9 protein-coding genes are annotated in these 13678 nt (G+C 44.1%); 2 read left to right on the top strand and 7 right to left on the bottom strand.

Going from position 1 to position 13678, the window contains the following annotated elements; translation table 11 throughout:
* Nucleotides 1-11: 11 nt before the first annotated feature.
* From FFM57_RS07890 to FFM57_RS07870, 5 genes are all read right to left on the bottom strand, one after another.
* Entirely contained in the window at nt 12-839 is an 828-nt protein-coding gene (locus tag FFM57_RS07890) for a metal ABC transporter permease (RefSeq protein WP_137599973.1), read from the bottom strand.
* Nucleotides 812-1492 carry a metal ABC transporter ATP-binding protein gene (locus tag FFM57_RS07885; RefSeq protein WP_137599972.1) on the bottom strand — a complete coding sequence of 227 codons (681 nt, stop codon included), beginning with the start codon at nt 1490-1492 and terminating at the stop codon, nt 812-814. Before FFM57_RS07885 ends, FFM57_RS07890 begins: the two co-directional genes overlap by 28 nt.
* 16 nt (nt 1493-1508) lie before the next feature.
* Nucleotides 1509-2465, bottom strand: coding sequence for a metal ABC transporter substrate-binding protein (locus tag FFM57_RS07880; protein WP_137599971.1), 957 nt, complete (start codon nt 2463-2465; stop codon nt 1509-1511).
* Between the two features lie 223 nt (nt 2466-2688).
* On the bottom strand, nt 2689-3537 hold the full coding sequence (gene ispE / locus FFM57_RS07875) for a 4-(cytidine 5'-diphospho)-2-C-methyl-D-erythritol kinase (protein WP_246023466.1): 849 nt from the start codon (nt 3535-3537) through the stop codon (nt 2689-2691).
* Between the two features lie 101 nt (nt 3538-3638).
* Nucleotides 3639-3902 (bottom strand): Veg family protein, encoded by a 264-nt coding sequence (locus tag FFM57_RS07870; RefSeq protein WP_137599970.1) that lies wholly within the window; start codon nt 3900-3902, stop codon nt 3639-3641.
* A gap of 199 nt (nt 3903-4101) precedes the next feature.
* Here FFM57_RS07870 and FFM57_RS07865 point away from each other — a divergent pair, with 199 nt between their 5' ends.
* Together FFM57_RS07865 and FFM57_RS07860 are read left to right on the top strand one after the other, a co-directional pair.
* Nucleotides 4102-4791: a prepilin peptidase gene (locus FFM57_RS07865; protein ID WP_137599969.1), complete on the top strand. Its 690-nt coding sequence runs from the start codon at nt 4102-4104 to the stop codon at nt 4789-4791.
* Nucleotides 4792-4812: 21 nt separating this feature from the next.
* Nucleotides 4813-5460 (top strand): HI_0552 family protein, encoded by a 648-nt coding sequence (locus FFM57_RS07860; RefSeq protein WP_170999937.1) that lies wholly within the window; start codon nt 4813-4815, stop codon nt 5458-5460.
* A 492-nt stretch (nt 5461-5952) separates the two neighbouring features.
* Here the strand turns inward: FFM57_RS07860 and rpoC are convergent, their stop codons facing one another.
* Both rpoC and rpoB read right to left on the bottom strand, forming a co-directional pair.
* On the bottom strand, nt 5953-9606 hold the full coding sequence (gene rpoC, locus FFM57_RS07855; protein ID WP_137599967.1) for a DNA-directed RNA polymerase subunit beta': 3654 nt from the start codon (nt 9604-9606) through the stop codon (nt 5953-5955).
* 83 nt (nt 9607-9689) lie between these two features.
* The gene (rpoB, locus tag FFM57_RS07850) at nt 9690-13310 is read right to left on the bottom strand and encodes a DNA-directed RNA polymerase subunit beta (RefSeq protein ID WP_170999936.1); all 3621 of its coding nucleotides are present in this window, start codon (nt 13308-13310) and stop codon (nt 9690-9692) included.
* Nucleotides 13311-13678 lie beyond the last annotated feature (368 nt).

The raw sequence follows: 13678 nt of genomic DNA, 5'->3' as shown, positions 1-13678 counted from the left end.
CGTATTTTCTTTTAAGCATGCTGTTTGCGACGTAAGGTCACGACTAATTTTTTCCCCAGATTGACGATGATAAAGACGCCAATAAAGATTAAAGTAATCGTCGCACCCGGTGGCGTATCCACTTCAAAGGAGGTGTAAAGCCCACTCAGCATGCCAAAGAGGCCCACCAGGACACTAATCAACACCACCCAGTTAAAGCTTTTCCCCAGACGCATGCCAATGGCTGCTGGTAAAACCATAATGGCCGAGACCAATAAGGCGCCGGCAATGGGAATCATCACGGCAATGGCGATTCCGGTCACCACATTAAAGATCGAAGACATCAAAGAGACCGGTAAACCGTCAACTGCTGCCACGTCCTCGTCAAAGGTCATCATGTATAAAGGACGCTTCACTAGGAAAAAGAGGACCGCTAACAAGACGCACAGGCCACCTAAAAGCCAGACTTGTGACCAGTTGATGGTGACGATGGACCCAAATAAATAGTTTTGAATGTTGATGCCTTGACTGTTGGGGCTCAGTTTAATTAAGACTAAGGCAATCGCCAAGCCACCAGACATTAACATGGCGATGGAAATTTCCGAGTAGCTGGAATAAATTTTTCGCAAATACTCGAGAATAATCGCGGCTACAGCCACCACTAATAACGTGGTGAAAGTGGGATTGATATTTAAAAACAAGCCTAAAGCAATTCCCGCCAAGGATACATGGCTTAAGGTATCCGCTAAAAGGGATTGGCGCCGCACCACTAAAAAGACACCTAACATGGGGGCAATCGCCGCAATAAAAACGGAAGCTAACAGCGCCCGTCTCATGAATTCATATGAAAGCAACGCCATGGGGAATTCTCCTTTCGCACCAAACGAATGTGTCGGTCGGCATATTCTTTAATATCTTCGTGGTCATGGGTAATCATTAAAATGCTCTTTTCATGCACATGAGCTTGGTGTTTTAATAGCCGATAAAAATCACCACGGGAAACTTCATCCATCCCGGTAGTTGGTTCGTCTAAAACGAATAAATCAGGATCACCGGCAAAGACCCGCGCTAAAGAGATCCGTTGCTTTTGGCCGCCGGAAAGTTCGCCAATGCGTTTGTGGCGCATTTCCCACATCCCCACCGATTCCAAGGCTTTGCGTACTTGTTCGTTGTCCTTTTTGCTTAAGGGCTTAAACCATTTGCCACGGGGATAACGACCGGACCTAACTAATTCTAAAACGGTACTAGGAAAGCCGGCGTTAAAAGAAGCAATTTGTTGGGGAATATAGCCAATGGTTAATGGGGTTCCTTTGACATTTTTTTCCGCGATGGTTACTAGACCCGTGCTAGGTTTCAATAAGCCCAAGGTGCATTTAATGAGGGTGGACTTGGCTGCTCCGTTTTCCCCGGTTAAGGTGACAAACTCACCAGAGTCCACATAGTAGGACACGTCAGCTAAGACTGGATCTTCGTCGTAGTAAAAGGTTAAGTCTTTCACTTCAATATAGCGCATGGCGCCGCCTTCTTTCTTACTTAATCGTCAATTGTAAATGTTGCAAGTTTTCTTCCATCACGGTGAGGTAGTTGCTGCCAGCGGCAATGGCTTCTTTACTCAGGCCTTCTAACGGATTCAAGACCGAAAGCTCAACACCGGCTTCTTTGGCTAAGGTTTCCGCGACTTTGGCAGACGCCGCTTCTTCAGCATAAATCACACTAATCTGATGAGCGGTGACAAACTCTTTTAGCTCGGCCAAACGACTAGGACTCGGTTCTTCATCAGGACTTAAGCCACTGACGGAAGCTTGGGTCAAATCATAACGGCGGGCTAAGTAGCCAAAAGCGGCGTGCTGCGTCACGAAAGTCCGTTGGGTTGCACCAGCTAAGGCTGTTTGATATTTTTCGTCTAAGGCCGCTAATTTTGCCAAATAGGCGGCACTATTTTTTTCAAAGGTTGCTTGTGCTTCCGGATGCGCTTTAATTAACGCCGCGGTAATTGTTTTTACTTCTGCTTGGGCATAAACCGGATCTAACCAAACATGGGGATCTAGCTCGTGACTGTGGTCATCCTCGTGATCATGATCAGCGTGATCGTCGTGCTCCTCTTCTTCAGCACTGGCCACTAAATCAATGCCGCTAGCGGCTTCCACCACCGTCGTTTTTTCCGTGTCGAAATCTTGGAGGGTATCGGCCACCCACGTTTCCATTTCAGCACTATTATACACGAAAACGTCACTTTCGCTAAGTTTCGCAATATCTTTGGCACTAGGCTCATAGTCGTGAGGCTCAGTCCCAGCCGGAATCAAAAGCTCTACGGTGCCAACATCCCCCACCACTTCTTTGGTGAATTCATACATGGGATAAAAAGTTGTCATCACGGTAAAGTCGGCTGTTGTCTCAGCATTCCCTTGATCTGTACTTTGACCACAAGACCCTAAAACCAAACTGGCACTCAACAATAATAAACCACTTAAAAAAATCTTTTTCATTCATCTGCTCCTTTTGCTGGTAGTTAAAACGTAATTGTTACGTTTTAGAACATTCACTACTTTACCACTAGAAAAGAGCAGCGTCAAGAATAAAATAATATGTATTTTCATTCAGATGTACGTTATTTCAAGTGTTCAGCTACTTTCAAAAAACAAAATAACAACCAGTAAAGCTTAAGGCTACCACCTAAACTTTGCCGGTTGTTGCAAAATTTTATTTTGTTTAAAGGGTCCGTACCAGATATACTTCATCGCAAAAACCTTTTAAGGCATTATAGACCCGTTGCGCGCGGGAATATTTTTGGCATAAACCAAAAACAGTCGGTCCGCTGCCACTCATCATGGCGCCATCAGCACCAAAACGTAACATTTTCTCTTTTACTTTGGTGACGATGGGATACTTCTCACAGGTTACTTCTTCCAAAGAGTTGCCTAAGTGTTGAATTAGCTGTGGGTAATCCCTGAAAATGATGGCTTGTTCTAACGCCGCGATGTCGGGATGGCTCACCTTTTCTACTTGCAGCGCCTGAAAAATTTTAGGTGTCGAAACACTGACGGGGGGCTTCACCAAGACGACCCAACAAGGGGGCAAATCGGGAATCGGCGTGACAATTTCCCCGAAACCGGTCACCAAAGCCGTCTTACCGTAAACGCAGTAAGGAACATCTGAGCCAGCCACTAAGCCGATTTCGGCCATTTCCCGTAAGCTTAAGTCTAGTTGAAACAAACGATTCAGCCCCCGCACCGTGGCGGCCGCATCGGTGGAGCCGCCCCCTAGACCGGCGGCGATGGGAATTTTTTTATCAATGGTAATCTTAATCCCCGTAGTGATGCCAAATTTTTCCCGCACAGCTTCTGCCACTTGGTAAGCGTGATTCTTTTTATCATTAGGCAAAAAAGCTTTATTCGTTTCCACGATAATTTTATTTTCCGGTAAAGTGCTTAAGGTCACGTGGTCGCTGAGGTCGACGCTAGCCATAATCATCGCTAGCTCATGGTAACCGTCAGGGCGTTTAAACAGAGTATCCAGTCCTAAATTAATTTTAGCTGGCGCTTTTTCAATAATTTCCACTCTCGTCACCTCCCGCATTTTTTCCATTGTACCGTAAATTTCCTGAGATTGCATGGCAAAATTTTAAGCAACAAAAAAACCCTTTGTCTTAAGCAAAAGGGTTAAGCGATTCCTTGAGTACAGCCTTCGTTTTCTACGAACTGCACTTCCACTGTGTGAGTCAAAATATCCGAGTAACTATATGAAACCCGCTCAAAAGAATTTTCGTCTTGATCTAAATCCACTACGAAAACGGATGGATAGGTTTCCGTCAAAATACCGTTGCGTTCGGTTTGTCGTTTGCGACCCGTTTGGGCAACGAGTTTAATCTTGGAACCTAAGCGGCCTTCAAGTTCTTGCTTGATGGTTGTTAATGTCGTTGGCATAAGCCTCACCTCTTAACACGATTATACCATTTTTAGCAAAAAAATCAAGTGTACCACAAGAATTCCCTGAGAATCAAGTAGTTTTTTTATTAAAAATCCGAACGTTTTTTAATTTTTTTGTTAGTACTTTCTCTATTCCTTGTAGTCCCTTAGCAAAAATATTTTTTCTGCGTATCTTTTCTAAAAGGAGGAAAATGTTATGCTGTATTTTTTGTTAGGCAGTATCTGGGGTTCATTCGGTCATGTCTTAGCTAGTCGCCGCCTGTCCCACAAAAATTTTTGGTGGGGGCGCTCAACTTGTACTAGCTGCCAACACCCGTTGAAATTTTATCATCTGTTACCGATCGTTTCATTTCTCGCTTTAAAAGGGCGTTGTGGATACTGTCGTAAGAAAATTCCGATGAGTGTCTTTCATGTTGAAGTGCTTACCGGCGTGCTAGCCATGTTATGTCGTATTTTTTTCTCGCCGAATGTAGCTCTACTTTACTTTTTTTGGTTATGGCTAGCCCTCCTCTTAAGCTTACAAGATTATTGGTCACAAACGATTGATGCCCCACTGTTAATCGTCGGTCATTTATTTTTGTACTTAGTTAATTGGCAGACAGCCAGTGTCCCGTGGCAACTATCCACTCTCTACCTAGCCATGATTATGTTGAGCATCATGGCGTTATTTCCGCAAAAAATCGGTAGTGGTGATTTACTTTTACTGCTACTTTGGAGCCCAATGTTACACATGAAACATTTTTTATGGCTCATCCTCTTAGGCAGTTTATTAGCGTTGCCCTTTGCTTTACATGGGAAAAAAATTTCCTTCGTCCCTTTTTTAAGTAGCAGCCTTTGCTTAATTTTATTGAGCCCCGCTCTTTACGATTGGTGGCTTTTCCTCTAAGATAAGCAGGGAGGGATGACTATGGAAATTACGAAAGCAGACTTTGCTAATTTTAACTTAGACAACTATACATTTAAATATTTAAAAAGCGTTTTGGAACCTGAAGAAGTGCAAGACTTAAAGAACCGTTACCAAAAACATTGGCAGCATTTTAAAGACTTGCAGTTGGCTACCCGGTGTCAACTGACTTTGCCTTTAACTGCTCCCAAAGTGGAAAGTTGGACTAACGGCTGGAATTTACGCACTCATTTTTGGTGTCCTTACCGCCAATTACAAAAAGAAACCAGCGCTCCCTGTCTGGCGGTCCAACTGAATTGCAAAAATTTGCGGGCTTACTTGATGTTTCAGCACTATCGTAGTGAGAACTCGCCAGTTAAGCCGCAAGACTACAACGCCCTTTTAGACGTCTTAAAAGAAACGGTGGCTAGTTGGGAAGACCGCGCTCACTATTTCATTTGGACGAACCAAGACTCGGAACTAGCCGACTACTGGCCGCTGCTGGATTATCTCGCCAATCCTCAGTTGCAAGCACAGCTCCAAGGAAAATTAGGTCCCGATACTACCTTTCAAGTCGGCTGGCTGTTAGAGAAAAGTGATGCGCAAGACATCGAAGTAACTTTAGCGCAGCACTTAACACAACTTTTCCAACTTTATCAACAATTGCCATAAAAGCAAACACGTCCACCACGAATAGTTGTGGTGAACGTGTTTGCTTTTCAAAAATAACCTTGCTATAATCCAAGTGTAGGGGAAAGATATTGTCAGTATCTCTCCCATTTACATGGCGATAGCCTGGGTGTGACTCTGAAGATTACTCTTTAGGGTCTTTTTTAAACTCTTTTACAATTTCAATCACTGTACGAACAATGATTAAGGCTTGTAAAAGGAGATTAAGTATTTCCATGAAATACTCCACCTAAGCAATTTGATCATTGGCACGACCTCCTCTTGGTACCAACATTCCCTTCTAGAATAGATGTTTGGTGGGCCAGGGGCGGCCAAAGTCCATGTAAGCTACACTGGGACGATAGCAAGTCTTGCTTCCTTACTAAAAAGATACGCAAGACTTCCCCGAAAAATCAGCTGTATACTAATTTTTTAAAGTTAACCTAAAAACCCCCTGTCACGCCAAAGCGTGCCAGGGGGTTTTACTTATTCAGCTTAAGCTTTTGGTCCTTCGCTGGCAGCGTCTTCGGCCGCCATTTGCGCTTCAATATCAGAAATGCTATACACATTTTCGGAAGCAAGACCTGCTTCTTTTGGTTCCATATTGCGATATTTCGCCATACCGGTCCCGGCAGGAATAATTTTCCCGATGATAACATTTTCTTTCAAACCAAGAAGTGGATCTTTTTTGCCACGAATAGCAGCATCGGTTAAGACCCGTGTCGTTTCTTGGAAGGAAGCAGCAGATAAGAAACTGTTGGTTTCCAAAGAGGCTTTGGTAATCCCTAAAAGAACTGGACGCGAGGTCGCTGGTGTTCCACCGGCCACTAAGGTCTTGTAGTTTTGGTCTTTAAAGTCAGCAATGTCTAACAAGGTACCTGGCAAGATTTCCGTATCGCCTGGATCCATGACGCGGACTTTCCGCAACATTTGCCGCACCATTACTTCAATGTGCTTATCGCCAATTTCTACCCCTTGCATCCGGTAAACCCGTTGTACTTCACGTAACAAGTAGTTTTCTACGGAAAGGACGTCCCGCACTTGTAATAAGTGTTTAGGATCGATAGACCCTTCTGTTAAAGGTTGCCCACGATGGATTTCTGAACCGACAGCGACTTTCATCCGCGCCGTAAATGGCACGGTGTAAGTCCGCGTATCCGTTTTACCTTGGACGGTCACTTCTTTTTGACGAGTAGCGGCGTCTTCAGTAATATCAGAAACCACACCTGTAACTTCCGTAATCACGGCTTGCCCTTTTGGATTCCGCGCTTCAAAAATTTCTTGGACCCGCGGCAACCCTTGGGTAATATCGTCTCCAGCCACACCACCTGTGTGGAAAGTACGCATGGTTAACTGGGTCCCTGGTTCACCGATGGATTGAGCTGCGATGGTTCCCACTGCTTCACCCACTTCAACTTCATCGCCAGTGGCCAAGTTACGGCCATAGCAGTGACGGCAAACGCCGTGTTTCGTGTTACAAGTGAAGACGGAGCGAATGGTAACGGTAGTCACACCAGCATCGATGATTTCTTTAGCGATGTCTTCGGTAATTAATTCGTTAGTGCCGATAATCACTTTGCCCGTTTCAGGGTTAGTGACGGATTTACGCGTATAACGACCCACTAAACGTTCTTCCAAGGATTCGATGATTTCATTGCCTTCACGAATCGCGGAAATTTCTAAACCACGATCAGTATGACAGTCGTCTTCCCGGATAATAACATCTTGCGCCACGTCAACTAAACGACGAGTTAAGTAACCAGAATCGGCAGTCTTCAAGGCGGTATCGGTCATCCCTTTACGGGCACCGTGGGTAGAGATAAACATTTCCAAGACAGAAAGTCCTTCACGGAAGTTAGAGATGATTGGTAATTCCATGATCCGACCGTTTGGCGCAGCCATCAAACCACGCATCCCGGCTAACTGGGTAAAGTTAGAGATGTTACCACGGGCACCGGAATCGGACATCATGAAGATTGGGTTTTTCGCATCTAACTCTTCCATCAGTTTTAACTGAATTTGGTCTTTAGCGTTGTTCCAAATCGCAATAACCCGTTCATAACGTTCATCATCGGTAATCAAACCACGACGGAATTGTTTGGTAACGTTAGCCACTTGTTTGTGACCATCTTCAATAATATCGTGTTTGGATTTGGTAACGGTAATATCGGCAATCCCAACAGTCATCCCAGCATGGGTAGATTGTTTATAACCAAGGTCTTTCATTTTATCCAGCATTTCCGAAGTATCGGTGACTTTGAAACGTTTGAAGACTTCGGCAATGACATTTCCGAGATTTTTCTTCTTAAATGGTCCCACCAATTCTTGTGCTTCGATGTAAGCTTTGACATCCGTCGCAGGGTCAGCGAAGTACTTATCAGGTGTTTGCACCGTCAAGTTGTAATCGGTTGGTTCATTTAAGTAAGGGAATTCTTTCGGCATAATTTCATTGAAAATAACTTTACCCACCGTGGTAATTAAAATTTTGCCTTTTTGTTCTGGCGTAAATGGTTTATCTAAAGAAGTGGTTTTAATCCCAATCCGCGTATGCAAATGGACATAGCCGTTGCTTAAAGCTAAAGTTGCTTCGTTTAAGTCGCGGAAGATCATGCCTTCCCCTTCACGGCCAGCTTCTTCCATCGTCAAGTAGTAGTTCCCTAAAACCATATCCTGGGAAGGAGTAACGACGGGTTTACCATCTTTTGGATTCAAGATGTGGGAAGCGGCTAACATTAGTAAGCGGGCTTCAGCTTGTGCTTCTTCATTTAATGGTAAATGGACCGCCATTTGGTCCCCATCAAAGTCGGCGTTGTAAGCTTCACAGACTAAGGGGTGCAAACGGATGGCCCGACCTTTAACTAAGACCGGTTCAAAAGCTTGAATCCCTAAACGGTGCAAAGTAGGTGCCCGGTTAAGTAAGACTGGGTGTTCACGAATAACTTCTTCTAAAACATCCCAAACGACGTCTTCTTGGCGTTCAATTTTACGTTTAGCATTTTTAATATTGGAAGCAATTTCTCTGGATACTAATTCTTTCATAACGAAAGGTTTGAACAATTCAATGGCCATTTCTTTTGGCAAACCACATTGGTACATTTTTAATGATGGACCCACGATGATTACGGAACGACCAGAATAGTCCACCCGTTTACCTAATAAGTTTTGACGGAAACGACCTTGTTTCCCTTTTAACATATGAGAAAGAGATTTCAATGGGCGGTTACCAGGTCCTGTTACCGGACGACCACGACGACCATTATCGATTAAAGCATCGACAGCTTCCTGGAGCATCCGTTTTTCATTTTGGACGATAATGCTTGGGGCATTTAAGTCTAATAAGCGTTTCAAACGATTGTTCCGGTTAATAACCCGCCGATATAAATCGTTCAAGTCACTGGTGGCAAAACGTCCACCTTCTAATTGGACCATTGGCCGCAAATCTGGCGGAATAACAGGGACGACATCCATCACCATCCAGCTTGGTTGGTTGCCAGAAGCACGGAATGCTTCTAAGATGTCTAAACGACGGATAGCCCGCGTCCGTTTTTGTCCTTGGGCGGTTTTCAATTCTTCTTTTAACTCAGCGACTTCAGCTTCTAAGTCTACTTGATCTAAAAGTTGTTTCACAGCTTCGGCCCCCATGGCAGCCTTGAAGCGTTGACCATATTGTTCCCGTTTTTCCCGGTATTCCCGTTCGGTTAACAATTGTTTTTTCTCTAAAGAAGTGTCGCCAGCTTCAATCACCACATAAGAAGCAAAGTAGATGATTTCTTCTAAGGCCCGTGGACTCATGTCTAAGACTAGACCCATCCGTGACGGAATACCTTTAAAGTACCAGATATGAGAAACTGGAGCGGCTAATTCAATGTGGCCCATCCGTTCACGACGAACTTTAGAGCGGGTCACTTCGACACCACACCGGTCACAGACAATACCTTTATAACGGATTCGTTTGTATTTCCCACAAGCACATTCCCAGTCCTTGGTTGGACCAAAGATGCGTTCGTCAAACAAACCTTCCCGTTCAGGTTTCAGGGTTCGATAGTTGATGGTTTCGGGTTTTTTTACTTCACCGTAAGACCAGCTGCGGATTTTTTCCGGAGAAGCTAGCCCGATTTGCATACTTTCGAATTTATTTACATCGATCAAAAGGGATTCCCTCCATTCATTTTTCACCTAACATTGGAAAACTGAAGGTTTTCCTGCAGGTGACCCTGCAGGAAAAATCAGTGCTACTTTTCGTCTTGCGTATCTTCAGCTGATTCAAACTGTTGAATGATTTCTTCGGCTTGACTTTCAGCTTCAGCTTGACCTTTTTCAGCTAATTCTTTGGCTGTTTGTTCTTCTTGGAACTTCGTCAAAGCATCCACCGTAATCAAATCGTCGTCGTCATCCATATCCCGCAATTCAATTTCTTGATCTTCAGCGTCAAGAACTTGCATATCTAAACCGAGAGCTTGCAATTCTTTCACTAATACGCGGAAGGATTCTGGCACACCTGGTTTTGGAATCGGTTCACCTTTGACGATGGCTTCGTAAGTTTTCACCCGACCCACCACGTCATCAGATTTATACGTTAAGATTTCTTGTAGGGTATAGGCAGCCCCATAGGCTTCTAAAGCCCAAACTTCCATTTCCCCGAAACGTTGACCCCCAAATTGAGCTTTACCACCAAGAGGTTGTTGTGTAACTAAGGAGTAAGGTCCCGTTGAACGAGCGTGCAATTTATCATCTACCATGTGGGCTAATTTAATCATGTACATAACCCCAACGGAGATGCGGTTATCAAAAGGTTCACCTGTCCGACCATCGTATAAAATAGTCTTGGCATCAGCTGCGACACCAGCTTCTTTAACCGTGGCCCAGACATCTTCATCTGTCGCGCCATCAAAAACAGGCGTTGCCACATGGATACCTAATTGCCGAGCAGCCATCCCTAAGTGTAACTCTAAAACTTGTCCAATGTTCATCCGTGAAGGCACCCCTAATGGGTTCAACATGATGTCCACTGGTGTCCCATCAGGTAAGAATGGCATATCTTCTTCCGGCATAATCAAAGAGACAACCCCTTTGTTCCCGTGACGACCGGCCATTTTATCCCCTTCATGGATTTTCCGTTTTTGGACGATATAAACTCGGACTAACATATTCACACCTGGTGACAATTCATCGCCAGCTTCTCGGGTAAAGATCTTCACGTCGTGGACAATCCCGCCACCGCCGTGAGGAACCCGTAAGGAAGTATCGCGAACTTCCCGCGCCTTTTCACCAAAGATGGCGTGCAATAAGCGTTCTTCAGCGGATAATTCAGTAACTCCTTTAGGTGTTACTTTCCCGACTAATAAATCGCCGTCTTGGACTTCAGCCCCGATGCGGATAATTCCCATTTCGTCGAGGTTTTTCAACGTATCTTCCCCAACGTTAGGAATTTCCCGCGTGATTTCTTCAGGCCCTAATTTGGTATCGCGAGCTTCTGATTCGTATTCTTCAATATGAATGGAAGTGTAGACGTCATCTTTCACCAAACGTTGGCTCATGATTACGGCATCTTCATAGTTGTACCCATCCCAAGTCATGAAGGCAACTAATGGGTTTTGACCTAAAGCCATTTCCCCTTGTTCCATGGATGGTCCATCAGCTAAGGTATCGCCTTTTTCAACGACTTCTCCTAAGCTAACGATTGGGCGTTGGTTGTAACACGTTCCGGAGTTAGAACGACGGAATTTAGTAACGGTATATTTGTCTAAAGAACCATCTGGACGGCGGACCCGTACCTCGGAAGCATCGACAAATTCCACAACCCCATCATTTTTACATAAAAGAGCAGCCCCAGAGTCATGAGCAGATTTATATTCCATCCCCGTACCGACAAAAGGTGCTTTAGGATTAATTAAAGGCACTGCTTGCCGCTGCATGTTGGCCCCCATTAAAGCTCGGTTGGAGTCATCGTTTTCCAAGAACGGAATACAAGCCGTAGCGACAGCAACTACTTGTTTTGGTGAAACGTCCATGTAATCAATCTTGTCGATGGAAACTTCCAAGTTTTCTGATTGTGAACGGGCCATCACCACTTCTTCTTTAAAGGAACCATCTTCGTTTAACGGTGAGTTTGCTTGCGCCACGATGTAATGGTCTTCGATGTCCGCTGTTAAATAGTCAATTTTATCGGTAACTCGTAAAGATTTCCGGTCAACACGACGATATGGTGTTTCGATAAAGCCGTATTTATTTACTTTAGAGTAAGAAGCCAAACTGTTAATCAAACCGATGTTTGGACCTTCTGGCGTTTCAATTGGACACATCCGACCGTAGTGGGAGTAATGCACGTCCCGTACTTCATAACCGGCACGATCCCGCGTTAAACCACCAGGCCCTAAGGCAGAAAGACGACGTTTGTGGGTCAATTCCCCTAATGGATTGGTTTGGTCCATGAACTGTGATAACTGGGAAGAACCAAAGAATTCTTTGATACTTGCTACCACTGGACGAATGTTAATTAATTGTTGTGGGGTTAAAGTTTCAGTGTCTTGAATGGACATCCGTTCCCGCACAACCCGTTCCATCCGCGCTAAACCGATGCGGAATTGATTTTGTAATAGTTCACCAACGGAACGAATCCGACGATTTCCTAAGTGGTCGATATCATCCACGTTGCCGATACCATCCATTAAGTTAAAGAAGTAACTCATGGCAGCAATAATATCTGCTGGGCGAATGGTTTTCACTTTATCACTTGGATAGCCATTGCCAATAATGGAAACAACCCGATCAGGATCATTAGGTGAAATGACTTTAATCACTTGCACTGTCATGGGATCCGTCACGACGCCATCATCTGTTGGGTAATAGGTTACGGAATTTAAACCATTTAATAAGTGTGGCCCTAAGTTATCCATCACATCATGGGTTAATTGCGTGCCTTTTTCCACGATAATTTCGCCAGTTTCAGCGTCCACTAAAGTTTCAGCTAAAGTCAGGTTCAATAAACGCGTTCTCAAGTCTAATTTTTTATTTACTTTGTAACGACCAACGTTGGCTAAGTCGTAACGTTTTGGATCAAAGAAACGAGCGTTTAACAAGTTCCGTGAACTGTCAGCTGTTTTTGGTTCCCCTGGCCGTAAGCGTTCGTAAACGTCTTTCAAGCCTTCTTCAACCCGGGAGTCCGATTCATTTTTGTGTAAATCTTTTTCGATGGTGTTGCGTAAAGTCAAGGCATCGCCAAAGATTTCTAAAATCGTATCGTCAGAGCCAAAACCTAAAGCCCGCACTAACGTGGTTAAAGGAATTTTCCGCGTGCGGTCAATCCGGACGTAGGAAATATCTTTCGCGTCGGTTTCCATTTCTAACCATGCACCGCGGTTAGGAATAACGGTGGAGCCAAAGCCTTCTTTACCGTTTTTATCCACTTTACCGTGGAAGTAAACGCCTGGTGAACGGACTAACTGGGAAACGATAACCCGTTCAGCCCCGTTAATAATGAAGGTTCCTTGTTCCGTCATTAATGGGAAGTCCCCAAAGAAGACTTCTTGCGCTTTAATTTCGCCAGTTTCCCGGTTGGTTAAGCGTAACGTAACGTGTAATGGTGCTGAGTAGTTCGCATCGTGGGAACGCGCTTCAGCTACTGTGTACTTCGGTTCTTTTAAATCATAATCCACAAATTCCAATGATAAATTACCGTTGAAATCTTCAATCGGTAAAATATCTTCAAACATTTCTCTTAGACCTTCGTCCAAGAACCATTGATAAGAGTCGGTTTGAATTTCAATCAAGTTTGGTAATTCCAATACTTCACTGATTCTCGCAAAACTTCTACGTTCCCGATGCTTTCCGTATTTGACTACGTGTCCAGCCAAGCTCTTCACCCCTCATAATTATTCAAAGACTGAAACGAAAGGTTACAAAACTGTTACAAATATTGTTTTTGCGTTACATCGGCGTTTTCACCCTGTTTCAGGGCAAAAAAAAGACAAAAATAGAAAGTTTAAACTCTTTACTGAGTGGTTTTCTACTTTTGTGCGACCTATAAAACGCCTGTGGACAATATTTCACAGTGTTTTCTTTTCATTTCAAGCTACATTTGCGACTACTAATTTTACCCGCTGGCCTTTCTTTTGTCAAGGGGAAGATTTGCTTTTTGTCAACAATCTCGTTCGAAAGTGATAATGTCCTAGGTATATCGAAAGGGAAAATGTCCCAAAATGATAAAATAACCTTATGGAAG

This window comes from Enterococcus nangangensis (assembly GCF_005405245.1).
Taxonomy (GTDB): Bacteria; Bacillota; Bacilli; order Lactobacillales; family Enterococcaceae; genus Enterococcus_J; species Enterococcus_J nangangensis.
This window is presented reverse-complemented; position numbering and strand designations above follow the sequence as displayed.